This window comes from Streptococcus australis (assembly GCF_015553625.1).
Lineage (GTDB): Bacteria > Bacillota > Bacilli > Lactobacillales > Streptococcaceae > Streptococcus > Streptococcus australis_B.
Window position 1 is genome coordinate 58,308 of the sequence record NZ_JADNGY010000009.1, and the last position, 26,613, is coordinate 84,920.

22 protein-coding genes are annotated in these 26,613 nt (G+C 42.2%); 7 read left to right on the forward strand and 15 right to left on the reverse strand.

Annotated elements, in window-relative coordinates; translation table 11 throughout:
• Positions 1-7 precede the first annotated feature (7 nt).
• Positions 8-1,312: a surface-displayed alpha-enolase gene (eno, locus tag I2D56_RS08250; RefSeq protein ID WP_048691017.1), complete on the reverse strand. Its 1,305-nt coding sequence runs from the start codon at positions 1,310-1,312 to the stop codon at positions 8-10.
• A 186-nt stretch (positions 1,313-1,498) separates the two neighbouring features.
• Here eno and I2D56_RS08255 point away from each other — a divergent pair, with 186 nt between their 5' ends.
• The gene (locus tag I2D56_RS08255; RefSeq protein ID WP_154853371.1) at positions 1,499-1,942 is read left to right on the forward strand and encodes a DUF1694 domain-containing protein; all 444 of its coding nucleotides are present in this window, start codon (positions 1,499-1,501) and stop codon (positions 1,940-1,942) included.
• A gap of 59 nt (positions 1,943-2,001) precedes the next feature.
• Here I2D56_RS08255 and I2D56_RS08260 read toward each other — a convergent pair whose 3' ends face one another.
• The 8 genes from I2D56_RS08260 to I2D56_RS08295 all read right to left on the reverse strand — a co-directional run bounded on the left by I2D56_RS08260 (position 2,002) and on the right by I2D56_RS08295 (position 13,020).
• Entirely contained in the window at positions 2,002-3,120 is a 1,119-nt protein-coding gene (locus tag I2D56_RS08260; protein WP_023027061.1) for a glycerate kinase, read from the reverse strand.
• A 96-nt stretch (positions 3,121-3,216) separates the two neighbouring features.
• Positions 3,217-4,941, reverse strand: a complete 1,725-nt coding sequence (gene ezrA / locus I2D56_RS08265) for a septation ring formation regulator EzrA (protein WP_195348341.1) — start codon at positions 4,939-4,941, stop codon at positions 3,217-3,219.
• A gap of 86 nt (positions 4,942-5,027) precedes the next feature.
• Positions 5,028-6,977 (reverse strand): DNA topoisomerase (ATP-hydrolyzing) subunit B, encoded by a 1,950-nt coding sequence (gene gyrB / locus I2D56_RS08270; protein ID WP_195348342.1) that lies wholly within the window; start codon positions 6,975-6,977, stop codon positions 5,028-5,030.
• Positions 6,978-6,989: 12 nt separating this feature from the next.
• Complete coding sequence (locus I2D56_RS08275; protein ID WP_229050204.1) at positions 6,990-7,553, reverse strand: HAD-IA family hydrolase; 564 nt, start codon at positions 7,551-7,553, stop codon at positions 6,990-6,992.
• Positions 7,554-7,731: 178 nt separating this feature from the next.
• Entirely contained in the window at positions 7,732-8,289 is a 558-nt protein-coding gene (locus tag I2D56_RS08280) for a DJ-1 family glyoxalase III (RefSeq protein WP_195348343.1), read from the reverse strand.
• Position 8,290: 1 nt separating this feature from the next.
• Complete coding sequence (locus I2D56_RS08285) at positions 8,291-9,535, reverse strand: FtsW/RodA/SpoVE family cell cycle protein (RefSeq protein ID WP_195348344.1); 1,245 nt, start codon at positions 9,533-9,535, stop codon at positions 8,291-8,293.
• A 16-nt stretch (positions 9,536-9,551) separates the two neighbouring features.
• Positions 9,552-10,559 (reverse strand): YeiH family protein, encoded by a 1,008-nt coding sequence (locus I2D56_RS08290; RefSeq protein ID WP_195348345.1) that lies wholly within the window; start codon positions 10,557-10,559, stop codon positions 9,552-9,554.
• Between the two features lies 1 nt (position 10,560).
• Positions 10,561-13,020 carry a bifunctional DnaQ family exonuclease/ATP-dependent helicase gene (locus I2D56_RS08295; RefSeq protein ID WP_195348346.1) on the reverse strand — a complete coding sequence of 820 codons (2,460 nt, stop codon included), beginning with the start codon at positions 13,018-13,020 and terminating at the stop codon, positions 10,561-10,563.
• Positions 13,021-13,178: 158 nt separating this feature from the next.
• On the opposite strand from I2D56_RS08295, the gene I2D56_RS08300 reads away from it, so the two are divergent.
• Positions 13,179-13,820 carry an MBL fold metallo-hydrolase gene (locus I2D56_RS08300; RefSeq protein ID WP_195348347.1) on the forward strand — a complete coding sequence of 214 codons (642 nt, stop codon included), beginning with the start codon at positions 13,179-13,181 and terminating at the stop codon, positions 13,818-13,820.
• Positions 13,821-13,858: 38 nt separating this feature from the next.
• On the opposite strand, the gene ftsX is transcribed toward I2D56_RS08300, so the two are convergent.
• The 3 genes from ftsX to prfB form a co-directional block, all read right to left on the reverse strand.
• Positions 13,859-14,785 (reverse strand): permease-like cell division protein FtsX, encoded by a 927-nt coding sequence (ftsX, locus tag I2D56_RS08305; protein ID WP_195348348.1) that lies wholly within the window; start codon positions 14,783-14,785, stop codon positions 13,859-13,861.
• Positions 14,778-15,470, reverse strand: a complete 693-nt coding sequence (ftsE, locus tag I2D56_RS08310; protein WP_195348349.1) for a cell division ATP-binding protein FtsE — start codon at positions 15,468-15,470, stop codon at positions 14,778-14,780. Before ftsE ends, ftsX begins: the two co-directional genes overlap by 8 nt.
• Before the next feature lie 42 nt (positions 15,471-15,512).
• Positions 15,513-16,608, reverse strand: a protein-coding gene (gene prfB / locus I2D56_RS08315; RefSeq protein WP_129821903.1) for a peptide chain release factor 2 whose coding sequence is annotated in 2 segments (ribosomal slippage) — positions 15,513-16,535 and positions 16,537-16,608 — 1,095 coding nt in all. Because the reading frame shifts where the segments join, the coding sequence is not laid out codon by codon here.
• 197 nt (positions 16,609-16,805) lie between these two features.
• On the opposite strand from prfB, the gene I2D56_RS08320 reads away from it, so the two are divergent.
• Entirely contained in the window at positions 16,806-17,663 is an 858-nt protein-coding gene (locus I2D56_RS08320) for a metallophosphoesterase (protein WP_129821902.1), read from the forward strand.
• Positions 17,664-17,719: 56 nt separating this feature from the next.
• Here the strand turns inward: I2D56_RS08320 and I2D56_RS08325 are convergent, their stop codons facing one another.
• From I2D56_RS08325 to I2D56_RS08335, 3 genes are all read right to left on the reverse strand, one after another.
• The gene (locus I2D56_RS08325) at positions 17,720-18,388 is read right to left on the reverse strand and encodes an MIP/aquaporin family protein (RefSeq protein ID WP_129821901.1); all 669 of its coding nucleotides are present in this window, start codon (positions 18,386-18,388) and stop codon (positions 17,720-17,722) included.
• Positions 18,389-18,511: 123 nt separating this feature from the next.
• Complete coding sequence (locus I2D56_RS08330; RefSeq protein WP_129821900.1) at positions 18,512-21,196, reverse strand: cation-translocating P-type ATPase; 2,685 nt, start codon at positions 21,194-21,196, stop codon at positions 18,512-18,514.
• Between the two features lie 193 nt (positions 21,197-21,389).
• Entirely contained in the window at positions 21,390-21,773 is a 384-nt protein-coding gene (locus I2D56_RS08335; protein ID WP_129821899.1) for a DUF1934 domain-containing protein, read from the reverse strand.
• Positions 21,774-21,883: 110 nt separating this feature from the next.
• On the opposite strand from I2D56_RS08335, the gene I2D56_RS08340 reads away from it, so the two are divergent.
• The 4 genes from I2D56_RS08340 to I2D56_RS08355 are packed head-to-tail and all read left to right on the forward strand — an operon-like array spanning position 21,884 to position 26,391.
• Positions 21,884-23,194: an HD domain-containing protein gene (locus tag I2D56_RS08340; RefSeq protein ID WP_195348350.1), complete on the forward strand. Its 1,311-nt coding sequence runs from the start codon at positions 21,884-21,886 to the stop codon at positions 23,192-23,194.
• Positions 23,184-23,993 carry a sugar-phosphatase gene (gene yidA / locus I2D56_RS08345; RefSeq protein WP_195348351.1) on the forward strand — a complete coding sequence of 270 codons (810 nt, stop codon included), beginning with the start codon at positions 23,184-23,186 and terminating at the stop codon, positions 23,991-23,993. Before I2D56_RS08340 ends, yidA begins: the two co-directional genes overlap by 11 nt.
• Positions 23,993-25,207 carry an aminoacyltransferase gene (locus I2D56_RS08350; RefSeq protein ID WP_195348352.1) on the forward strand — a complete coding sequence of 405 codons (1,215 nt, stop codon included), beginning with the start codon at positions 23,993-23,995 and terminating at the stop codon, positions 25,205-25,207. Before yidA ends, I2D56_RS08350 begins: the two co-directional genes overlap by 1 nt.
• A gap of 8 nt (positions 25,208-25,215) precedes the next feature.
• On the forward strand, positions 25,216-26,391 hold the full coding sequence (locus tag I2D56_RS08355; protein WP_195348353.1) for an aminoacyltransferase: 1,176 nt from the start codon (positions 25,216-25,218) through the stop codon (positions 26,389-26,391).
• The last annotated feature ends 222 nt before the right edge of the window (positions 26,392-26,613 follow it).

The window sequence follows — 26,613 nt, forward strand, 5'->3', positions numbered from 1 at the left end:
AACTAGCTTATTTTTTCAAGTTGTAGAATGATTTCAATCCACGGTATTCAGCTACTTCACCAAGTTGATCTTCGATACGAAGCAATTGATTGTATTTAGCGATACGGTCTGTACGTGAAAGTGAACCAGTCTTGATTTGTCCTGCGTTTGTTGCAACTGCGATGTCAGCGATTGTTGAATCTTCAGTTTCACCTGAACGGTGTGATACAACGGCAGTGTAACCAGCTTCTTTAGCCATTTCGATAGCATCGAATGTTTCAGTAAGAGTACCGATTTGGTTAACTTTGATAAGGATTGAGTTAGCTGCTCCTTCTGCGATACCCTTTTCAAGGTATGAAGTGTTTGTTACGAAGAAGTCGTCACCAACCAATTGAACTTTTCCACCAAGACGTTCAGTAAGAGCTTTCCATCCGTCCCAGTCATTTTCATCCATACCATCTTCGATAGTGATGATTGGGTATTTGTTAACCAATTCTTCAAGGTAGTCGATTTGTTCTGCAGCAGTACGTACAGCAGCGCCTTCACCTTCGAATTTAGTGTAGTCGTAGACTTTACGTTCTTTATCGTAGAATTCTGATGATGCACAGTCAAACCCGATGAATACGTCTTTACCTGGTACATATCCAGCAGCTTCGATCGCAGCAAGGATAGTTTCAACACCATCTTCAGTTCCTTCGAAACGAGGAGCGAATCCACCTTCGTCACCTACGGCAGTTTCCAAACCACGTGATTTAAGGATTTTCTTAAGAGCGTGGAAGATTTCAGCACCGTAACGAAGAGCTTCTTTAAATGTAGGTGCACCAACTGGCAAGATCATAAACTCTTGGAAAGCGATTGGAGCATCTGAGTGAGAACCACCGTTGATGATGTTCATCATTGGAGTTGGAAGAACTTTAGTGTTGAATCCACCAAGGTAGCTGTAAAGTGGGATTTCAAGGTAGTCAGCAGCAGCACGAGCTACAGCGATAGACACACCAAGGATTGCGTTCGCACCCAATTTACCTTTGTTAGGAGTACCGTCAAGAGCGATCATTGCACGGTCAATAGCTTGTTGATCACGAACATCGTAACCGATGATTGCTTCAGCAATGATGTTGTTTACATTGTCAACAGCTTTTTGAGTTCCAAGACCACCATAACGAGATTTGTCACCGTCGCGAAGTTCAACTGCTTCGTGTTCACCAGTAGAAGCTCCAGATGGAACCATACCACGTCCGAAAGCACCTGATTCAGTATAAACTTCTACTTCAAGTGTTGGGTTACCGCGTGAGTCTAGGACTTCGCGAGCGTAAACATCAGTAATAATTGACATTTCTTACTCTCCTTTGAGTTTAAATTTTTTACACCTCTATGATACCTTAAAAATACGCGTTTTTCAAGAAAAAACGTTATCTTTGTGCAGATTTTCCTTAACTTTATCAAGAAATCGCTTTCTTTTTGTTTGGAACAGCCTTTATTCGTTTGGCATTTTCAACCTAAAGTATGATATACTATTCTTATGACTGATCTATCTAAAGAAATTATGGAAAAGGCTAACGGTGGCCTAAAATTAAATCCTGATGAACAGCGTCGCTTTCTAGGTACATTTGAAGAGCGCGTTCTAGGATATGCCGATTTAAAAACAAGCAATAGTCCTCAGCTTCAGAAGGGCTTTTTGAAGGTGCTGAAAAGCTTGAATGAACAAGCTAACCCTCTCTTTGTAAAGATCTCTCCAAATGTTGATTCTAGCGTCCAGTTGAGCTATCTAAAACAAGCAAAAGAATTTGGTTGCCAGGCTACAATTGTTTCGGAGGAACACGACTCCTCTCCTTTTGGGCTCGTGATTCATACAGATGCACCAGTGACCACTACTGACAAGGACCTCCGAACTGCTTTTTCGGATCTCTGGGAGGAAGAAAAGAAACCGAGCAAACCTTCTCTTTGGAAGAAATGGTTTGGTTGATCATGACTGTCCCCTAGGCATTTATATCAATAGCAAAAGATTACATAGAAAAAAGCGGTTTAACCGCTTTTTTCTATGCTTAATAGATTTCCAATATTTCTAGCTGTAAAGAGAAGATTTTCCCTTGCGTTCTTCAGAAGTTGGTCTAAACTATCAGGGTGTTTCGTTATGGAAAAAGCTCCGACTATATTTTCAAATGGGAGACTTGGTAAATCATCTGCAAGACTTCCACAAATAGCTATGACAGGGATTCCCTTTGGGGTTCGTCTCGCAACTCCTATCGGAGCTTTTCCTGATAGACTTTGATGGTCCAGTCGCCCCTCACCGACAATGACCAAGTCTGCATTTGCTACCTTGGAGTCAAAGTCGATTAGCTCTAAACAAGTTTCAATTCCTGAAACAATCCTTGCATGCGCGAAGGCACAGAGACCTGCCGCAAGGCCACCACCAGCTCCCATCCCTGCTTGGGTCAACACACTAGGACAGTTCTTTTCATAAAAGCTGTAAATAGCTTGATCCACTTTATCAAACATAGTGGGGCTAAGCCCCTTTTGTTTTCCAAAAATATAGGTTGCTCCATCTAGTCCACATAGAGGGTTCGACACGTCTGCTAAGATATGTATCTGGACATCCTCTGGAATCTTTATCGCTTTCTCTTTACGGATGGAATCACACTTTAAAAGACTTTGTCCACAGGCCTTCAATTGCTTTCCTTCTCTATCATACAATTGATAGCCTAGACCTACTGCAAGACCAAGCCCACCATCATTGGTGGCTGTTCCTCCAACCCCGATATAAATATCCTTTTTTCCTTTATTGATCAAATAACAGATCAGTTCTCCAATTCCTCGGGTCTCTATGTCAAGTGGATGACGTTGATCAACTGGAATTTTTCCTAAGCCGATCAAGTCGGCTACTTCAAAGAGAGCCATAGTTTCCTTCTCCACATACCGCATTTCTACCGGCTTTCCAAATGGACCTGTAACAAGGGCAAAGGTTTCCATCAAGTCTAACGAGTATCGGATGGCATCCACTGTCCCTTCCCCTCCATCTCCAATAGGACAAGTAATCGGTTCTACATCGATAATAGACTGTCGCAAGCCTTCCGCAATCATTTCCGCTACTTCTTTCGCGGGTAGGCACTCTTTGAATGAATCTGGAGCAATTAAAATTTTCATGGAGTCACCTCCTTTATCTCTTTCTATGTTGGTATTTCCCATCACATCTTATCTCCATAAAAAAACATCCAGGAATATTCTCCTGGATGTTTTGGATTAGAATCGGATGGATTCTCTTGTTTTTTCATATGAGCTAACAAATCTCTCTGTTACTCCTGGTTCTACTGTTTCCAATGCTTCTGAAATGACTTTGAAGGAAGCAGGATAGTCATACTCTTTTTCAAAAATGTACAAAGCTTCATCAAAAGCTGCTTGGACATGATCATCGAACGAACGATAACGATTTGAGTATTGAAGCAACTGCTCTGTTAGAGTAGCGTATTGTACCAGTTTATAAGTTTCTTCTTCTAACTCTGTCATATCGTTGGTCAAAATATCCAGGAGACGATTGACGTTTTCAATATTGACACGACGACCTTCTAACTCAGCCAAAAGAGCTTCTGTGTTATCACTTGCAGTGAAGAAGATAGTAAGGAAGGATTGAGGAATTCCAGGTAAGTTACGCTTATCCATGTAGCGCTTAATAGCATGTAAACGGTTAGCGTAGATATTTACCTTTTGACGAGCATTCGTATCGTCTTTCTCAATCTTAGACAAGGTTTCGCTCAAAGCAATTTGATCATCTTCAATCTCTTTCAGACGTTCTTCAATCGCTTCTAACTCTTCTTGAAGGATAGAGTAGGCTTTTTGAGTTTCAGATGTATCCTTCAAGGCATCTTCTACAACGAGCTCTTGAGCTGTTAATTCAGCTTCTAACTCCTTCAAATGATTTTCCTTAAGTTCTTTGCTTTCAAATGTTTTGCTGAGACGTTCAACTTCTTCTGCTAAACGCTTGTTATTTTCCTTCGCATGGGCAAGGTAACCTGGTAAGGCTTTGACCAATTTTTCAACAACTTTGTATGATTCAATTTCACGAGTGAAAATATCATACAAGGCGTTGATTTCTTCTTGAATCTGCTCATTTTCATAGAGCGCATTATCTAATTCAAGAGCAGCAACATTTTGTAGGTTGGCTTTCAAAGCTGCATGCAATTGTTGGAAACGTGCTTCCAAATCGGTCTCTGTAAAATGATAACCAGACTCCAATAGTTTGCGATGACCAGCTTCCAAATCTTCCAATTGATCAGGAAGAGTTGTTTGTACATCCTTCACAATTGCAGGAACTTTTTCAACAATATGCGTCAAGGCTACAATGTGGTTTTCAGCTGTATCCAAAATTTCTGCAGCTTCAACAGGGTCACCTGATGAATTCAAGGTTACAAATTTTGAAAACTCAACTTGAATATTTTCAGCTTGCTTCTCGATTTCGGGAAGTGCTGGGCCGTATGCGTCTGGATCAGAAGCTACTTGTTTTTGCAAGTTTTCAAACATATCCAAGGCATGAACAACCCGACCGCTATTCTTTTCTTCTTTTTCTTTTAATTCAGATAAAGCTTGACGGATGGCCTTGATGTCTTCATCAATTAATTGAACCTGACTCTCAATATTTCCAATTGCTTGCTTGGCTTTTAAAAAGCGGAAAGAATTGTTGTAGCCTTCTGCTTCAAAGAGGTTGTTCTCGATATCAGCAAAAGAATTGAGGGATAGGTCCACCCATTTTTGATTCCATTCACGAAATGCAACTTGACTTTGACCAATCAAATGCATATTCTTCACTTCTTCTACTTCATCATTTACCGGAAGGTTATACAACTGTTCTTTTCGTTCTTCCAGAGATGCCAGTAAGGCTTCGTTACGCTTTCTCAATAAGACTGCCACTACATATCCTAAAACCAAGAGGACCCCAATGACAATAATGAGAATAATTAGTCCACTAGACATATAAAAACTCCTTCATTAAATTACTTGAAAGTAATCGTAGTTATTATATCATAAATATTCGAATAATTGGCAAATATCGCAGAATTTTATACATCAAGTGTACTATATTCGGCATTTTCCTCGATAAATTCACGACGAGGTTCTACTCGATCCCCCATGAGCATATCAAAGATTTTATCTGCTTCTGCTGCATCATCAACTGTCACACGCGCCATGAGGCGATGTTCTGGGTTCATCGTTGTTTCCCAGAGCTGATGATCATCCATCTCACCCAAACCTTTGTATCGTTGAATCGTTGGTTTGGAACGACCTTCAGAATAGCGCTCCAAGGCTTCAGCCAATTCTGCTTCTTGGTTGGCTCCTGGTTGGATGTATTCTTTGATTTCACTACCGACTTTTACACCATAGATTGGTGGTTGGGCGATATAAACATAGCCTGCCTCCAAAACTGGTTTCATATAGCGATAGATCAAGGTTAAGAGGAGGGTTCGAATATGAGCTCCATCGACATCGGCATCTGTCATGATGACTAATTTTTGATAACGTGCTTTCGATACGTCAAATTCTGCACCAAAACCGGTTCCCATAGCTGTGAAAAGACTACGAATTTCTTCGTTGGCTAAAATCTTGTCCATGCTGGCTTTTTCCACGTTGAGGATTTTCCCACGGATAGGGAGAATCGCCTGGAACTCCCGGTTTCGACCTGATTTAGCAGATCCTCCAGCAGAGTCTCCTTCGACGATGAAGAGTTCTGTCTCAGCTGGATTGTTAGATGAACAGTCTGCTAATTTACCTGGAAGGTTTGAGATTTCTAAACCAGATTTCTTACGGGTGACTTCACGGGCGCGCTTAGCAGCAACACGCGCTTTGGCAGCCAAAATTCCCTTTTCGACAATTTTCTTGGCAATCTGCGGATTTTCCAACAAGAAATCAGAGAAGGCATCGCTGAACAAGCGGTTGGTAATCTTCACCACTTCAGAGTTTCCAAGTTTGGTCTTGGTTTGTCCTTCAAACTGTGGATTTGGGTGTTTGACAGAAATCACTGCCGTCAACCCTTCCCGGACATCTTCTCCTGTTAGATTTTCTTCATTGTCTTTGAGAAGTTTATTCTTACGCGCATAGTCGTTGATAACACGGGTCAAAGCTGTACGGAAACCTTGTTCATGAGTCCCCCCTTCATGGGTATGGATGTTATTGGCAAAACTCATAACGGTTTCGTGATAACCAGTCGTGTACTGCATAGCTACTTCAACCGTGATATCATCCAATTCTCCATCGGTATAAATCGGAGTTTCGAAGATGACGTCCTTGTTTTCATTGATGTATTCTACATAACTAGCAATCCCACCCTCATAGTGGTAATCTTTCGTTTGCTCCTGCCCTGCACGCTTGTCCGTGATCGAGATCCGTAAGCCACGGTTCAAGAAGGCTAATTCTTGAATCCGTTTATTCAACTTGTCAAAGTCAAATTCAGTGGTTTCTGTGAAGATCTCTGGGTCTGGAGTAAAGTGAACGGTTGTACCAGTTCGATCAGTTTCACCGATCACTTCAAGATCTGCAACGACTTGTCCGCGTTTGTATTCTTGGTAATGAATTTGGCCATTCTTATGGACGTGAACATCTAACTGAGTCGACAAGGCATTTACGACGGATGATCCAACTCCGTGGAGTCCACCAGACACCTTGTACCCACCACCGCCAAATTTTCCTCCCGCATGGAGAACGGTAAAGACAGTCTCAACCGCTGGACGACCCGTTTTTTCTTGAATGTCAACCGGAATCCCCCGTCCATCATCGACGACTGTAATCGAATTGTCCGCTTCGATAAAGACTTCGATATGGCTAGCAAATCCTGCAAGGGCCTCATCGATTGAGTTATCGACGATTTCCCAGACCAAATGGTGAAGACCTTCTTTAGAAGTGGATCCGATATACATCCCCGGACGCATCCGAACTGCTTCTAAACCTTCCAAAACCTGAATCTGACTGGCATCATATTCTTGACCAGTCGTTTCTTGCTTCAATTCTTCTGTCATTCTTTCCCTTTTCTAATTAAAAATATAGGCACTTAATTGATCCATTGAGTCAAACAAATAGGTCGCCATGCCAGCTCTCTGACCAGCTTCGATATCGATCGGGCGATCTCCAATCACCAAGCCAGACTCAATCGCATACTTGTCTTTTAGATACAACATGGACGTAGGATCTGGTTTACGTGGAAAACCATCATCAGCTGTCACAACTTCTGTAAAGTAATGACGAATCCCTGTTTTTTCTAGGATGGTCTCTACGTGATGGTCACGGTGAGAAACCAAAAAATGACGGGCTCCGAGTGCTGTCAGACGATGCAATAACTCCTCAGTCCCCTCGAATAAGCAGGGGATTTCAAGAGCTTCTTTCTCTCGCTGTTTATACTCTCCCAAAAAGTCTGGAAGGTCTGAGGCAAACTGCTGAACAGCATAATCCGTGGAAATCTTTAAAGCTGCATAAACGGAATCATGATCAGCCTCCCTTTGGAAATACTGTAAGGTCGCTACAAAAGCTTTTGTAGAGGTCTCATAATTGTCCAATAAAGTCCCACCAAGATCCCATATAAAATCATGATAATCCATAGCTACAATTATACCATAATTTTCAAAAAATTGCTTGTAAAGTCAATGTTTTCAAGGTTTTTTTACAGTCATCTCCCACCTGTTTTACTTTCATTCAAAAGCATTTATATTTCGACAAAACTAGCCTATAAAAAAATGAAGACAGGAATTTTCCTACCTTCATTTTTCTTCTCAACAACTAAGGGGCCGATGTTCCAAAAACATCTTGATAGAGCATCCCTTCTCTCAATGCTGTGGCATCTCCCCCAAAATGGTTGACCAGGGCATAGGAAAAAGCAAGTGCTGTCGCAGGACCCCGACTGGTCAAGATGTGACCATCCTGAACCACTGCTTCCTTCACATAATGCTCTCTTCCAATTTCTTTTTCGAAGCCATCATAGCAGGTATAGCGTTTTTCATCAAGTAGTCCAGCTCGATCCAACACAATCGGAGCTGCACAAATAGCTGCTAGACTTTTTCCTTGTTCATGGGCTTCTTTTAAAGACTGAATCAAGCCCTCATGGTCGCGTAGATTTACTGCTCCCGGCATCCCTCCTGGAAGGACAATGCCATCAAAATGATCCAACGAACCGGACCAGACCTCATCAACCTTCACTGTGATCCCATGGGAACCTGTCACTTCTGGATCAAATCCAACCATCAAACACTCGATTGCTGCTCTTCGCAAGACATCGACAACGGTCAAGGCTTCGATTTCCTCGAAACCATTTGCTAACATCACTGCTACTTTTGTCATATCAAATTATTCCTTTCTCGTGTAGTCGACTCAATTGTTTCTGTCTCAATAGTCGACTTTCTTTTTTCCGTTCTTCACTCACTCTATTTTGATGGCTCATGGATAACAATAAGCCAATCCCAATAAGGTTACTCACAATAGCGGATCCTCCTTGTGAGATAAAAGGCAAGGGAATTCCAGTGAGAGGCAAGATCCCAGTTACAGCCCCAATATTCTCAAATATGTGGAAGACCAACATCATGATGAAACCAGTTGAGATATAGGTGTAAAATTGATTATTGGATTTCAGGGTAATGCGCAACATCTTATAAACTAGAAACATGTATAAGAGAAGGAGGCACAGTCCTCCTACAAATCCAAAATCTTCCGCGATGACAGTAAAAATCATATCACTCTCCCTGACCGGGATTAACAGATTAGATACATTAAAACCTTGCCCCAATAGACCACCGCTGGCAATGGCCAGCTGTCCCTGAGCCTGTTGGAAGGTCATGGTTTGTGCATAATCAAAAGGATTCAACCAGGCTAAAATGCGATTCATCTGATAGGTGGGCATCCCCAGAGTTTGATGGAGAAAGGCCCGCCCACCGTCGGATAGAAAGACAGCCAAAAAGAGAGCAATTCCACCTGCGAGGGTCAAAAAGACTGGTAAAATGATTTTCCAAGAGACCCCTGAAATAAGGACTACTCCAGAGAAGATAGCCATAAATACCAAGGAGGTTCCAAAATCATGTTGAAAGGCTAGAAGCCCTAGGACCGGTATGGTATAGGCAGCAATTTGGAGAATGAGAAAAAAGTCTTTTTTTAGCGTCCGATCTTCTTCCCTATTGTTTCGTAAAAAATGAACAATCGCACGAGAGACCATCAAGATATAAGAAATTTTCATAAACTCTGATGGCTGAAAAAGGCTGATCCCCTTGTAGGCCACCCAGTTTTTAGAACCGGTCGAAGCAACCAGGTTTGGGTTGTAAAAATAAAGGGGCGAGACCATTAAGACCAAGCCAAAGACATACAAATAGGGCGTTACTTTCCATAAAAATTCTGTATTAAAGAGCATAACGACAAAACTAATCATACATCCTAAAACAATCCAGGCAACCTGTTGGCCTAAAATAGACCAAACCAAGTCAGGATAATCATTCGAAACTGCAATGTAGACTGCCACCACACCAAATGCTAATAATAACAAAACAGTGGTGATCAAGGAGAAATCTCCTCTAAGTTTGAAAGACTGACGTCTCTTCATTTCATCTCCCTTTCATTTAGATTCCTAAAATGTGTTGAAGTAGCAAACTAGAAATGGATACAGCTAGCCAGGCCACAAGGCCGATGAGGAGAGGAGCACCCCCCTGCTTACGGAAGGCCTGAATAGACACTTGACTTCCAATGCCAACCAAGGCCATGGCCATCAAATATTGTGACAACCATTTACAGAAGGGAATCCAAGAACTTGGAAACCAGCCAAAGGACGTCACTAAAGAAGCCAAAAGGAAGTAAAAAATAAACCAAGGAACAATTTTACTCAATGCCACTTGCTTGCCTTCTCGATCCTGTTTCGACCGTCCTAGTAGTTTTAGTCCCAACATCCCAAAACAGATTGGAATAATCATCAGAGCTCGGGTCAACTTTACAACCGTAGCCACTTCACCAGCTACTTTACTATAGGAAAATGCGGCCGCTACAACAGATGAGGTATCATTAATGGCCGTTCCTGCCCAAAAACCAAATTGCCGATCCGTCATAGCAAGGAGGTGACCAAAGAAAGGAAAGAGGAAAACCGCTAGAATATTGAAGAAAAAGATTGTCGACATGGACAGAGCGATGTCATTTTCATCAGCTTCTAGAACGGGAGAGGCTGCCGCGATTGCAGAACCTCCACAAATAGCTGTCCCCATTCCAACCAAGGCTGTTAAGATCTTTGGAGCTTTTAAGAGGTAGCCCATTGCAAAAGCAGAGAGAAAGGCAATACTGATAGTCGGTAAACTAATGACCAAAGAAGACAGGCCCAATTGGGTCACCTTTTGAAAGGACATGGTAAAGCCCATCAAGATAATGGAATATTGCAAGAGTTTTTTCCCTGAATAGGCTAGTCCCGGCCTGCTATTTTGAGGCAAGAGTTGACTAGCATTCAAGAGGATCCCACATAGGATAGCAAAGAGACTAGAGCCAAGGATAGGTACTGCTTTTCCTAACACCATAGATAGTCCTGCTGTGAGAGCGGCTAGCAAGACACCGGGAACATACTGAGTTCCATTGGGTTTTTGATTCATGTTAACTCCTAAATTGTTCAACAACTTCTTTTACTTCTCCTGTCTTAGCAATGACAAGAGGAGCTATTTTCTCTAAACTAGCTTGAATCTGCGAACCATATTGACGATTTAATAAGCGTTGATCTAATAAAATGACCAGAGATTCTTGCTCGCTCGAACGACTCGAGCGTCCAAGAGCCTGCTTCAAGCGTAAGATAGCTAGTGGCAAACTATAATCATAGAAAGGATTTTTCCCTTCTAGGCGCAAGGTTTCATGCAGCTTTTGTACAAAGAAATCACTTGGATTATCAAAAGGAATGCGAGGAATGACTTGAATGATTTTTGCTTGCTGGGCAAAATCGACCCCTTCCCAAAAACTACCGGATCCTAAAAGGACGGAAGCTTCCCCTCTATCAAATCGGCGTTTAATAGTTGCTGCTTCTCCATTCTTATACTGAGCCAGATGCCCCACTGTCATCAGCTGAGAAGTTGCTAAAAGCAAGTCCTTGGAAGTGAACAAGGCAAAGAGAGGCAAGCCAGTAGCTGTTAGATCATCCAAATAACTTGCTAAAGAGCTAGCTAATTCCTCTTGCGTCAAATTGGTCAAATCAGGAAATTCTCGATCGATGAAGATGGTTTGCCCTTGATGATAGGACAGTTCTTTCCCAATGAATTGGTAATTCTCAATTCCTAAAATCGAGGCTAGATTGACCTTTTTACTAATGGATAAGGTAGCTGAGACCAAGAGAAGTCTGGTAGTTGTTGGAATAAAGTCTTGAAGGGAAACCAAGCCCTCTCTTCCAGACTGCAAGCGAATTATCGGATGCTGATTCTCTTGTGTACGATCAATCCAAAAAATTTGAAAACGAGGATCAAAGACCGTTTTTAATGCAGCCAAGACTGGACTATCTAGTTCAGATAAATCCTGGCGAATTTTTTTCACCTGTTCCGGTGTTAGTTCGACCTTTCTGCTACCCGATTCAAGATGTTTGAGTAGAGCATTCAATTCAAATTGGAGACTCTCAAGGATCCGTCGTTTCAGCAAGGATTTTTCTATTTCTATCTCCCGTTGCAGATCTAGCATGAAATCTGATAATGATAAGGAAGCCCTTGAAAACTGCTCCAATGAAAAATAAAGTTTTTGTGCTTCATCCACCACTAGAGTCCGATTTTCTACTAGAGAAGGATCATCTTCTAATCGAGTCAATAAATAGGCATGATTGGTGAGCAAGACCCGACTCATTTTGGCTTTTTCTTGACCGAGATGCCAAAAATCTTCTGTGTAAAATAAAGATTTTTTTGATAGCTTTCCGTCATGACGGATTCGTTGAACAAAATTCCCGTAACGATGGAGCTGTCCCACTTCGTTTAGATCACCCGTCCTTGTTTGGGTCAGCCAGACTAGCAATTGCATTTTGAACCGATTCCAGAGGCGATTTTCCTCTGGTTCATGCAAGATTCGAAAGAACTCATCCAGTTTTAGATAATTTTGAGGACTCTTTAGGCTATGAAAAGAAGTCTGAAAAACGTCCTCAATCATCTTAGCTTCCTGTTGCATGATTTGGTCTTGTAAGACCTTGGTTGGAACACTGACAACAATCTGGTCCTTTGTATGCGCTAGTAAGGGAAGGAGGTAGCCATAGGTTTTTCCAATCCCAGTAGGTCCCTCGATAAAGGTTGCTACTTCTCTTGAAGACTGAAGACTTTCTTCAATTGACTGGGCAAACTCTTGTTGCAAGGGACGGGGTTCCATGCCCATTAACTGGATATTAATATCAAACTGATCAGAAAAATTCTTGGCATCTCTTTTGATCAGAGGCTTACGAAGAAAAATCCCATGGTGAGATGTCAAGTCCTCTTTATGAAAAGCTCCCGCATCCTCGAATGCATCCTCTATCAAGAGTCTCGACTCGTAAATCAGATTATCAGAAAATGATAGCAAGGTTTCCACCAATTCCCTTGGTAAGGAAGCAATCGTTTCACGAAGCTTAAGAAATAGCTGGGCGGTTGCTTGCGCATCAGAAATAGCTGAGTGAGCATGGTCTAGAGGAATCGCCAATTCTTCACACAGGCTACTTAAATTGTATCTTTCTAATGTTGGGAAAAAGACTTGGGCCAATTCAACCGTATCGATCCGGGGGGTTATGAGCTCAAAGCCTTCCCAAAACAATGATTCTGCCAAGAGATTGGCATCAAATTTGACATTATGAGCCACAAAGACAGCATCTTCAATCAGTTCGTATACTTGTCTGGCCACCTGTGAAAAGTCAGGGGCCTTCCTGAGTTGCTGATTGGTAATCCCAGTCAGTTGACGAATATGTTCGTCTAGTTCCTCATGCGGATTGACATCAGTCTCATAGGTCTCTACAATCTGCCCATCTTGAATGATGACAATCCCGATTTGAATAATTTTTGCATTGCTGCTTGCACTGGTCGCTTCTAGGTCCACGACAGCATATTTTCTTTTAACATTCGTCGTCATAGCACTTAAAATTATATCATTTTCCGACTCGCTTTGCTTGGTATTTTATGACATTGAAAGGACCAAATCCAGCCAAGCGACGATTCTTCGGTTTCTAGAGGCGTTTTAGTCAGCTATTTTACAATATTTTTGATAGACTAATAGAGAAAGGAGCTCTTATGAAAATCCACCGCATTGTCAATCCCATCGCTTATGAAAACACCTACTTGCTTGAAAACGAGGACTATCTTCTGGTCGTTGATCCCGGGAGTGCTTGGGAACAAATTCGCAGCCGCATCGATCAACTCGCAAAACCAATTGCTGCTATTCTCCTCACCCATACCCACTACGACCATATCATGAGTTTAGAGAAGGTACGGGAAACTTATGGCCATCCACCTGTTTATGTAGATGCTCATGAAGCAGCCTGGCTTCAAAGTCCTGTAGACAATCTTTCTGGTTTAGACCGCCATTCTGATTTAACGGATGTGGTCTGCCAGCCAGCCGAAGAGCATTTTGAATACCGAACAGATTATCATTTGAATAACTTCCATTTTTATGTTCTTCACACACCAGGACATTCCATCGGAGGGGTCTCCTTGGTCTTTCCTGATGACCACCTTGTCTTGACAGGAGATGCCCTTTTCCGAGAAACCATTGGACGGACCGATTTGCCAACAGGAAGCGGTCCCCAACTCCTTGAAAGTATTGAGACACAATTGCTCACTCTTCCATCCTCTTATGCAGTATACCCAGGACATGGGAATGATACCACTATCGGTCATGAAAAAATGTTTAATCCCTTCTTTCGAAATCGATAAAAAAGGAAGTTCATCTGAACTTCCTTTTTTGTATAATCTTAAATCTTTAAGAAACGTCTCATTGAAATAGATGAGCCAAGTGCTCCAATTAAAATACCGAGACCAAACAGTCCTCCGACCATAATCGGAACAAGAAGGTTTGGACTATATAAGAACAATTTCTGATCTTGTAGGGTATTGTACATAGACTTGTAGACAATATTATAGACATAATAAAGCAAGAGAGCTGGCGGGATTGCACCAATCAAGCCAATCCAGGCACCTTCCAGAAGGAATGGCGCACGAATATAGCCACTCTTAGCACCTACTAGACGCATAATCTTGATTTCTCGACTTCGTGAAATAATGGTAATCCGAATCGTATTAGAAATCAAGAAGACTGCGATAAAGATAAGTAAACCAGCACCAATCAAGCCCCAAATACGGATGAAGTTCCCGAGAGCAAAGAGACGTTGAGTATCAACTCCCCCATCTTTTACTTCAGACACCCCTTCGATTTTCTTAGCGGCCTTGGAAACTTCTTTTACATACTTAGGAGCAGTTGTCTCTACAAAATAGGCATCATAGAGTGGATTGGCATCCCCGTCAAAAATTTTCCAGTTGTTACCGGCAGTCTTGATCAAGTTTTCATATTGTTCTTCCTTGCTGGAGAACTCAACTTTATCAACATTCTTCATGGCTGTCAACGCATTATAGACTTTCTTGTAGTCCTCATTATCAACCATCTGGCCTTCTTTTTCAATCTGCTGGCTTTGATCTTGGATATCCTTACGCATATAGACAACAATCCGTACACTATTTTGAATATCATCTGATAGCTTAATCGTATTCGCAATAACTGAGGCAAAAATCGCTACAAGTCCAAGTGTAATCATCACCGAACTAACCGCAGCAATGGTCATCCAGCCATTCCGTTTTAAACTTTTAAATGATTCAATGAGATGGCGGAAAAATCTTCTAATCATCGTATCCGTACTCTCCTTCCGCTTCATCCCGTACAACACGGCCATTTTCAATGGCGATAACACGGTGACGAAGTGTATTTACAATTTGGCTATTATGAGTCGCCATCAAAACAGTGGTACCTTGCAAATTAATTCGCTCTAAGAGGTTCATAATTTCCCAAGAGTTATCTGGGTCCAAGTTCCCTGTTGGTTCGTCCGCAATCAATACTTTAGGATTGTTGACGATGGCACGCGCGATAGCGATCCGTTGTTGCTCACCACCTGAAAGCTCATTTGGGAATGAACGAACCTTGTGTTTCAAACCAACAAGGTCTAAAACTTCCATAACGCGTTTTTTAATGTTGCTACGACGCTCTCCGATTACTTCCATTGCGTAGGCAATATTTTCATAAACGGTCTTTTTAGGAAGCAATTTGTAGTCTTGGAAGACTACCCCAACGTTCCGACGCAACATCGGAATATCGCGTTTTTTGATTTTATCTAAATCAAAACCAGCAACTTTCAAGCTACCTTTATCATGCTTCACCTCACGGTAAAGCAAGCGAATAAAGGTTGATTTACCTGCACCAGAAGGTCCTACAATATAGGCAAATTCTCCTGGTTCAATATGAACGGTCACTCCTCGAAGAGCTGTCGTTCCGTTGTCATACTTTTTGACAACATCTTTCATTTCAATCATTGACATGTATTGAAAATTCCTTTCCACATTTTATATAGAAGGAGGACTTTAATTGAGACGCCATTTTAAATAGGCATCAATAAAGCCATCAATATCTCCGTCCATTACTTTATCAACTTGGGCCACTTCATAGCTTGTACGGTGATCCTTCACCATGGTATATGGTGTAAAGACGTAAGAGCGAATCTGACTTCCCCAGGTGATTTCTTTTTTATCACCCTTTAAGGAATCCACTTCAGCTGCCTTCTTTTCTTGCTCCAATTGATAAAGTTTCGCCTGCAACATTTTCATTGCACGGTCACGGTTTCCGTACTGAGTCCGGTCAACCGTCGAAGCAACTACAATCCCTGTTGGGATGTGAGTCAAACGAACACCTGTAGAAACCTTGTTGACATTTTGTCCACCAGCTCCACCCGAACGGAAGGTATCCATCTTGATATCATCATCTCGGACTTCCACTTCAATGGTATCATCCAATTCTGGCATGACTTCAACTGATGTGAAGGATGTATGGCGACGTTTAGCTGAGTCGAATGGCGAGATCCGTACCAAACGGTGAACGCCCATTTCAGATTTCAACAAGCCATAGGCATGCGGTCCTTCAAAAGACAAGGTAACAGATTTAATCCCAGCCTCGTCTCCTGCCTGATAGTCCAAGACTTCCACCTTGAAGCCATGAGCATTTCCGAAGCGGGTATACATCCGAAGAAGCATATCTCCCCAGTCCTGAGCCTCAGTACCACCAGATCCCGGATGGATTTCCAAGATTGCATTATTATTATCATAGGGTTCTGATAAGAGAAGCGTCATCTCATAACTGGTCATCATCTTATCCAACTCTGTCAACTTCTCTTCTAGCTCTTCGTGAACGGATTCATCTTCTGAGAGAAACTCAAGAAGGATTTCGGATTCATCAAACAAGTCTGTCATTTGATGGAAATTCTCATAGGTTTGTTTCAACTCATTTAATTCCTGGGATGTCTTTTGCGCCGCAATATTATCATCCCAAAAATCAGGTTCTGTCATTTTGTTTTCCAAAATGGCAATTTCTTCTTCCAGACCCTCTAAGTCAAAGAGACCCCCTGAAAGAAGCTAATTTTTCACGATTCGCGTCAATTTTCTGACGGATTTCTGAAATATCCATAAGTACCTCTTTCTAAGTATCAGTCTATTATACCACAAACCCCGTCATTTGCACATAGTAAGAGATAGTAAGAATAGTTTACCCTACAAAAATCGCATAAAACCAGGTCGTTGTCACCTCCCTTGTTACATAATTGTTAGATTTGTTACATGTTGGTTACCTTTCTCTTTCTCATCAACTTATGATACACTAGTGATATGACACGTATTGGTTTTATGAGTGACCTGCACCTGGATTCCAATCAGTTTGGCGAGGCCGAACGCATGCAACTCCTGCAGGTCCTACAAGAAGAACAGATTGATCATCTTCATCTAGCTGGAGACATCTCTAATGACTTTAAACAGATAAGCCTTCCCTTCATTCAGGACCTCCAAAGACAGCTTCCTGTCTCCTTTAACCTGGGCAATCACGATATGCTATCTCTTTCAGAAGAAGAAATCAAGCAGTATGATTTTCAGGTCCAGACCTTTGGAGACAGCCATTTAGTATCTCTTGCTGGATGGTACGATTATAGCTTTGTTCCTGAAAAGAGCAAGGAAGCCCACCTGCGTACCAAGAATACTTTCTGGTTTGATCGAAGATTGGAACGTCCTTTAGATGATCCAACCATCACGCAAGAAGATCTCTTCCGATTGGATCAGGTCCTCGCTTCTTTAGATGGTAGAATCATCGTCGCTCTTCACTTTGTCCCCCACAAGGACTTCCTCGTTAGTCACCCCTACTTTCAGAAATTCAACGCCTTCTTAGGTAGTCAAGCTTTTCACGATCTCTTTGTAAAGCACGAGGTAGCTGATGTCGTCTTCGGACACTTGCATCATCGCCATCCTTCCAGAGCCATCGATAACGTCCATTATCACATGCGGCCTCTTGGCTATATTCGAGAATGGCAACTGACAGAAGACTTTTTCAAGGCCTATCCACAGTACAAGATCCCTCACATGTATCGTCTTCATAAACGCTACAACGCTGTGAAAGACTTACCTGAATTTCATCAATACAAAAGACAGCAGTTAGCAAGCGAATTTCGTCAGGCTTTAACCATCCTTGACTGCTAAAAAGAAAAAGATTTCGACCCCACAGGGAATCGAAATCTTTTTTTCGTTAAAATAGCTTAAGCTTCAGTTTCAAGGAGATTCTTTGCAACAAGCGCTGCCAAGACACCACCAACGATTGGAGCAAGGATAAAGATCCAAATTTGTTGGAGGGCTGCACCACCTACAAAGAGTGCAGGAGCCAAGCTACGAGCTGGGTTTACAGAAAGACCTGTAATGTTCAAACCTACAAGAATGATCAAGGTCAAGCTCAAACCGATGACAAGACCAGCAATCTTCCCGTTTCCTTTAGAAGCTGATGTCACTGTCATGATGACCAAGATAAAGATAAAGGATGCAATCACTTCAAACAAGAAACCGCCAAATGGAGTTACTCCTTTAGCCAAGGCATTTTCACCAAGACTAGCTGTTGACATCCCTGAATTAGACAAAAGGAAGAAGACAGAAGCAGTCGCAAGGAAAGCTCCTACTACTTGCGCTACAATGTAGTTGACTAAGTCTTTAGATGACAAGCGTTTGTTGACAAACATAGCAATCGAAACAGCAGGATTCAAGTGAGCACCAGAAACAGTCCCAATAGAGTATGCAGCTGCAACAATGGACAAACCAAATGCCAAGGCAATTCCTAAATGCCCAAGACCTTCTGTCCCATTTCCAAAAACAACTGCGCCAGTCCCGATAAAGACAAGCATATATGTGCCGATTACTTCAGCAAAAAACTTTTTCATAATATAAGTTTCCTTTCTTCAAACTGTTGTCTAGTTTATCAAAAATCCAGTCTTGCCTCAAGAAATATGCCCAGACATCTCTGCACACAAAAAAGCCATCCGAAGATGACTTTTGATACGCGTTTAAATGGCGTTTTTATCCTTACCAAGTGCACGTTGAACGGCTTTGACAATCTCAACCAAAACAACAATCATAAGGGCACCTACAGCAACAACTAACCATTGCGTCAAGCTCAAATGAGACACGTGGAAGAGTTTATTGAATCCAGGTACCATAATCGTCGCCATTAAGAGAATAAAGGCAACTGGGATGGACCAGTTAAAGGTCTTGTTCTTGAAGAGTCCCACTTTAAAGATAGATTGGTAAACAGACTTGACGTTAAAGGCATGGAGTAATTGGATCAATCCAAGAGTCGCAAAGGCCATGGTCAAAGCATCTGCATGGATTTCTGCTCGGGTAGAGTGTTCAGGAAAAATCAAAGCCCAACCGTAAACACCAAGTACCAAGATAGTTTGGAAGATCCCTTGATAGAGGATAGCGCCGAAAACCCCACCGTCAAAGAAATTAGATTTGCGGCCACGAGGTTTGTGGGTCATGACACCTGGCTCAGCTGGTTCCACACCAAGAGCGATGGCTGGAAGCGTGTCGGTTATCAAGTTGATCCAGAGAAGATGTACTGGTTGCAACACATCCCAACCAAAGAGGGTTGCAAAGAAGATGGTGAAGACTTCAGCCATATTGGCAGACAAGAGGTATTGGATAGATTTTTGGATATTGGAGAAGACCTTACGTCCTTCTTCTACCGCTACGATAATGGTTGCAAAGTTATCATCAGCAAGGACCATATCAGAAGCTCCCTTAGAAACTTCTGTACCTGTAATCCCCATACCGATACCGATGTCAGCTGTCTTAAGTGAAGGCGCATCGTTAACCCCGTCACCTGTCATAGCAACAACCTTACCTTCTTTTTGCCATGCTTTCACGATACGAACCTTGTGCTCAGGTGATACACGAGCGTAAACAGAGTATTGCTTGAAGACCTTTTGGAATTCTTCATCAGAGAGTTCATTCAACTCAGCTCCTGTAAAGACGTGGTCTTCTGTATCATTTGGATCGATGATTCCAAGACGTTTGGCAATGGCTTCCGCTGTATCTTGGTGGTCACCTGTGATCATGATTGGGCGGATACCTGCTTCCTTAGCGACACGTACAGCTTCGGCAGCTTCTGGACGCTCAGGGTCAATCATGCCGACCAAACCAGAGAAGATGAGGTCAGACTCAACAATTTCAGATTCCAAGGTTGGGATTTCCTTGCTTGTCTTATAAGCCATCATCAAGACACGAAGGGCTTGTTTGGCCAAGTCTTTGTTGATTGCAAGGATAGCTTTCTTGTCTTCTTCTGTGATAGGGCGAACTTCCCCATTTACTTCAATACGTGTCACACGCTTGAGCAATTGGTCAGGCGCACCCTTGACAGCGATAAAGTATGAACCATCAGCTTCCTTATGGATAGTCGACATAAGCTTACGGTCTGAGTCAAATGGTAATTCAGCAACACGTGGCTCATCCTTCAAGACTTCACGAACATCAAAGTTGTGGTCCAAACCAAACTGTACAAGAGCAGTTTCAGTAGGGTCACCGATCAATTTGCCAGATGGATCCACCTTGGTATCATTGGCAAAGTTCATGATACGGAGGGTATTATTGTTAGCAGCAATTTCAGATGCCGAACTTTGCAATTGACCATTGGTATAAACTTTTTCAACCGTCATTTGGTTCATAGTCAAGGTACCTGTTTTATCAGATGCGATGATTTCTGTTGAACCAAGAGTTTCAACCGCTGGCAATTTGCGGACAATCGAATTACGTTTTGCAAGGGTTGTAGTTCCCAAAGATAGAACGATAGTTACAATGGCAGGAAGCCCTTCTGGAATAGCCGCTACTGCAAGGGCAACCGCCACCATCAAGCCTTCTAATGGATGTTCACCACGAACAAAGACTCCAACCAAGAAGGTAATCACTGCAATCACAATGATTAAGTAAGTCAAGGCCTTAGATAATTGTTCCAGGCTTTGCTTCAATGGTGTCTCTGTCTCGTCGGCATTAGCCAACATATCTGCAATCTTACCAACTTCTGTATACATACCAGTGTTAGTCACAACACCAATACCACGACCGTAAGTTACGTTTGAGTTTTGGTAACCCATGTTAACACGATCCCCGATACCAGCATCTGCTTCAACAAGTCCTGTCACATCTTTTTCAACTGGGACAGACTCCCCTGTAAGTGCTGCTTCTTCTATTTTAAGAGAAGCTGCTTCAAACAAACGCATATCTGCAGGCACGACATCTCCCGCTTCAAGCAAGACGATATCTCCAGGTACCAATTCTTTTGAGTCAATCTCAATCACATGACCATCACGACGAACACGGGCCATCGGGCTAGACATATTTTTCAGAGCTTCAATGGCTGCTTCTGCTTGCCCTTCTTGGTAAACCCCAAAGGCAGCATTCAAGACAACAACGGCCAAGATGATAATGGCATCCGTTAGACCGTCCATTCCTTCTGTAATCACAGAAAGTGCCGCTGCCGCAAGCAAGATGATAATCATCAAATCCTTAAATTGATCAAGGAATTTAGCTAGTAGGCTCCGTTTTTCGCCCTCTTCCAACTCATTGCGACCATAAGTCACTAAGCGTTCTTGAGCCTGGGCAGTTGACAAACCTTCAACGGATGAGTCCAAGTTCTTTAGGACTTCTTCTGAGGTCTGTGTGTAAAACAAGTCTTTATTTTGTTCTTTTGACAAAACAGTCTCCTCCTTTTTGGCCTCTTTTTACAAAAAAAGAGACCTGTTTTTTTTAAAAAAAAGTCTCGCTGTTTAATATAGTGCCGGAAATAATTCGTAATGACGACACTATCGCGGTTAACCGCCAGCTACTCCCTTGAGTGGTTTCATTATACCACAACTCGTAAAAAAATCAAGAAAAACTACTGATAAACTAGTCTTCCCATGTCACTTCTAATCGATAGGTCGCAAACTGTTGACTTCCGTCTGCCGTTAACAACTGATAGGACAAACCAAGCCTATTTTGCTCCAATCTATATTCCTGAGTATCAATCACAAACTGCTGCATGCCTAGGGGAGTTGGAATGAGCGCATGACCTTTCTCTGAAGCTATAAATTTCATGATGGATTTTGGCGTTGAAAAGCGCGTCATGGTCAATTCTTGATCATGAAATTTCAAAGCGACTTTTTCGCCTTCTTCGTTAACGTAAAGCAGATAGTGATAGCCGCCTCTTTCCTTCCATTCCCCTTCGTAATATTGGTCCATCACTTCCACTTGATCATCAAATTGAATCTGATTTTGTATTCTAATCTTCAAAAGTTCCCATCCTTTCCCTCTTTCCTTTATTTTACCAAAAACTTCTTTCTTTTTGCTATTGCAACCATCTCTCGATACCAATTTAGGCCGTTTTCTGCTATAATAGAGGCATGAATGAAAAAGTATTTCGGGATCCTGTGCACAACTATATTCACGTGGATCACCCAGTCATTTACAAGCTCATTAATACAAAAGAATTTCAACGACTACGTCGCATCAAACAGTTAGGAACCTCTGGGTTTACCTTTCATGGGGGCGAGCATAGTCGTTTTTCGCACTGTCTAGGAGCCTATGAAATTGCTCGGCGCATCCTATCAATCTTTGATGAGAAATACACCGACCAATGGGACTCAAGCGAATCCCTTCTCACCATGGTTGCCGCCTTGCTCCATGATATCGGACACGGTGCTTATTCGCATACCTTTGAAGGGCTATTTGATACAGATCATGAAAAAATGACCCAGGAAATTATTACCTGTCCTGAAACAGAAATCTACCAGGTATTAATTCAAGTAGCACCAGACTTCCCTCAAAAGGTAGCCAGTGTTATCGACCACACCTACCCTAATAAACAGGTGGTGCAGTTAATCTCTAGTCAGATTGATGTCGATCGCATGGATTACCTTCTACGAGACGCCTACTTCACTGGTGCTTCTTACGGAAATTTTGATTTAACTCGTATATTGCGTGTCATTCGCCCAGTAGAAAACGGAATTGCTTTTCAGGTCAATGGGATGCATGCGGTTGAAGATTATGTTGTTTCTCGCTATCAAATGTATATGCAGGTCTACTTTCATCCAGCCACCAGAGCAATGGAAGTCCTATTGCAGAACCTGCTCAAGCGGGCACGTCATCTCTACCTTGCGCATAAAGAGTTCTTTCGAGCGACTTCTCCTCGACTGATTCCATTTTTTGAACACCAAGTTAGCCTAGCCGATTACTTGGCTTTGGACGACGGCGTTATGAATACCTACTTTCAATCTTGGATGGAGAGTCCTGACTCCGTACTCTCTGATTTGGCCCAGCGTTTTATCAATCGCAAGGTTTTCAAATCCATTCTCTTTCAAGATAAGAATGAAGAACAATTAGTTGCTCTCAAACAACTGATTCAAGAGGTCGGTTTTGATCCAACCTATTATACGGCTATTCATCGAAACTTTGACCTTCCTTACGACGTTTACCGACCAGATTCAGAAAAACCTCGTACTCAAATTGAGATCATCCAGAAGGATGGAAATTTAGCTGAACTATCCCTTCTCTCTCCTATCGTTGCTTCCTTAGCCGGTAGCAGACAAGGGGATAACCGCTTCTATTTCCCAAAAGAAATGTTGCTTGAAAATAGCTTGTTTACACCTCAACTACAATTATTCCAGTCCTATATTGTTAACGATACCTTCACAGGAGAAAAAGATGAACATTAAACTTGTTGCACTTGATATCGATGGGACTCTTTTAACATCTGACGGCCAAATAACCCCCGAAGTTTTTCAAGCCATCCAAGATGCCAAAGCTCAAGGGGTCCATGTTGTCTTAGCAACTGGTCGTCCTCGTTCTGGTGTCCTTCGATTGTTAGAAGAACTTCATTTGGATCAACCAGGTGACCTGGTCATCACCTTCAATGGAGGACTGATTCAAGACGCCCATACTGGCGAAACGCTCTATGAAGAACACCTCTCCTACAATGACTATTTAGACATTGAAGCGCTAGCTCGTAAATTAGCGGTTCCTATGCACGCTAGTACCAAGTCTGGCATTTATACAGCTAATCGTAACATTGGTAGCTATACTGTCCGTGAAGCCAAATTGGTCCACTCGGATCTTTTCTACCGCACTCCGGAAGAAATGGAGCATCATACGGTGCTCAAATGTATGTATGTCGATGAACCGGAAGTCTTAGAAAGAATCATCTCCTCTATACCAGATAGTTTTTACGACCGTTTTACGATTGTGCGTTCTGCACCTTTTTACCTTGAGATTTTGCCTAAAACAGTTGATAAGGGTCAGGCCCTCTTACACTTAGCGTCCAAGTTAAACCTAAGTCCAGACCAGGTGATGGCGGTCGGCGATCAAGAAAACGATCAGGCCATGCTAGAGGTTGCTGGTCTCCCAGTCGCGATGGACAATGCTAGTCCTGAATTAAAAAAGATTGCGAAAGTTGTTACGCGATCCAACGATGAGTCGGGTGTTGCTTACGCCCTTAGAAAGTGGGTACTCCATTAATGTATACATACAAAATCGGCATTACTGCCGAAGAACATGATGAATTCGTTAAAACTAGCCCCCAAACCAATTTGCTTCAGAGCTCCGATTGGGCAAAGATCAAAGACAACTGGGGCAATGAGCGCCTTGGCATTTACCAAGATCACAAACTAGTCGCTGTCGCAAGTATTTTAATCCAGCCACTTCCTCTTGGTTTTACCATGCTCTATATCCCACGTGGACCTATTATGGATTATCAAAACAGCGAATTAGTAGCCTTCATGCTCCAATCCATCAAAACATATGCTAAAAGCAAGCGTGCTGTCTTCGCCAAGTTTGATCCCTCTCTTTTCCTAAGAAAAGGATTAATCGGCCGAGAAGTAAAAGATCAAGAGGCTACTTTGGCGATTATCCAATCCTTAAAAGAATGTGGAGTGGAATGGGTTGGACGGACAGAAGACATGGGAGAAACCATTCAACCACGTTTCCAGGCCAATATCTACAAGGAATACTTCACTGAGGACCAACTGTCCAAATCCACCAAGCAAGCCATTCGGACTGCTCGAAATAAAGGAGTTGAAGTCATCTTTGGAGGCACTGAACTCTTAGACGAATTTGCAGCTCTGATGAAAAAGACAGAAGCTCGAAAAGGCATCCATCTTCGTAGAAGAGACTATTATGAGAAACTGCTAACAACCTATGCAGGACAATCGTACATCACTCTATCAAGAATTAACTTGGCCCAACGTCTTGCTTCACTCAAAGAACAGCTGGAAAAAAATCAAGCCGAAGCTAGTCGTTTTAACGAGAAAACAAAACCAGGCAAGATTGACAATAACCGTCAAGAAAAAGAACGTTTGGAAGAAGAAATCCAATTTCTCCATCAAGAGATAAAAGCAGGCCAAGAGATTGTTTCTCTTTCTGGAACCTTAACTCTTGAATTTGGAGCCACTTCAGAGAATGTCTATGCAGGAATGGATGAGAACTTCCGCCGCTATCAACCAGCTATTTTGACTTGGTATGAAACAGCCCAGCATGCCTTTGACCGTGGAGCTACTTGGCAAAATATGGGAGGAGTTGAGAACCAGTTAGATGGAGGACTCTACCACTTCAAGTCAAAATTTAATCCAATGATCGAAGAATTTGTTGGTGAATTCAACCTCCCAACTAGCATGCTTTATCCCCTTGTTAACAAGGCCTATCAGTTACGAAAAAAACTAAGAAATAAACAGTAAGGTGACCTATGACATTCAAGATTATTAGTAGGGAAGATTTTTACCAACACTCTCTTACTACTTCCAATCACTCTTTTTTACAGAGTATTGAAATGGCTGATTTGCTTCATAAAAGAGGCGCAACTATTCATTATATTGGATGGGAAGAGCAAGGAACATTAGCTATCTCTGCCATTTTATACAGCCTACCTATGACGGGAGGCCTGCATTACGAAATCAATAGTGGGCCAATCGTTACGGATACTCGTTACCTACCAGATTTTTACAAAGCAGTACAGGCTTATGTAAAAGAAAACGGTGGGATCGAATTCATTTTAAAACCCTATGACCACTATCAAGTATTCGATAGCAATGGCAATCCGACTGAAGAAGAGCAAAAACAGCTTCTCCAATCATTACTGGATCTTGGCTATCAATTTGATGGCTTACAAGTTGGCTATCCTGGAGGAGAGCCTGTTTGGCATTATCTGAAGGACCTCACCGATTTTGATACCAAATCTCTCCTAAAATCCTTCAACAAAAACTGTAGCCGGAATATTACGACTGCCCTCAACTATGATATTTCCATTCGAAATATTAGGAGAGAGGAAATCCCTCAGTTTAAACAAATTATTGAGGAAACTGGAAAACGTCAAGGCTTTGAAGACAAGAGCCTAGACTACTACTACGATCTCTATGATACCTTTGGAGACAAGGCAGAATTTCTCATTGCTGAAATCAATACAGCTGATGCACTCGCTTATTTAGACAAGAAGATTTCCTTGCTCAATCCTTCATCCAAACAATATGAGCAACAGCTGCAAAAATTAGAGAAACAAAAGACAATTGTCCGGGAGACCTTGGCTGACGAAACAGTTGAAACAGTGCCCTTGGCCTGTGCCCTAATCATCTATAATCCATCAGAAGTGACCTATTTGTTTGGTGGTTCGTATACCAAATACCAAAAATTTTCTGCAGCCTTCTTGATTCAATACCATGCCATGAAGCGTGCATTAGAAAAAGGAATCACCTTATACAATTTCCTTGGTATTCAAGGGGTCTTCGATGGCTCAGACGGCGTTCTTCGTTTCAAACAGAACTTCAATGGCTACATCGTCCGTAAGATGGGAACCTTCCGTTATTACCCAAATCCTCTGAAATTCAAAGCCTTGTCCCTGATCAAACGAATCTTAGGACGCTCATAAGAAAACAAAAGCCAGCTTACTAGCTGGTTTTTTTAAGACAAGAAAAGAAGGCTGGGACAAAAGTCCTAGCCTCTCAATTGTCTTTGGATTGTCGAGCAAGACGCAGTGGTTGAGTGGGCTCTACTACGCTGATTTCATCAGCTTTTACAGCCCTACTCAACTGTGCGGAGGTGGGACGACGAAATCGAATTCTAACGAATTACCGATTTCTGTCCCACTCTC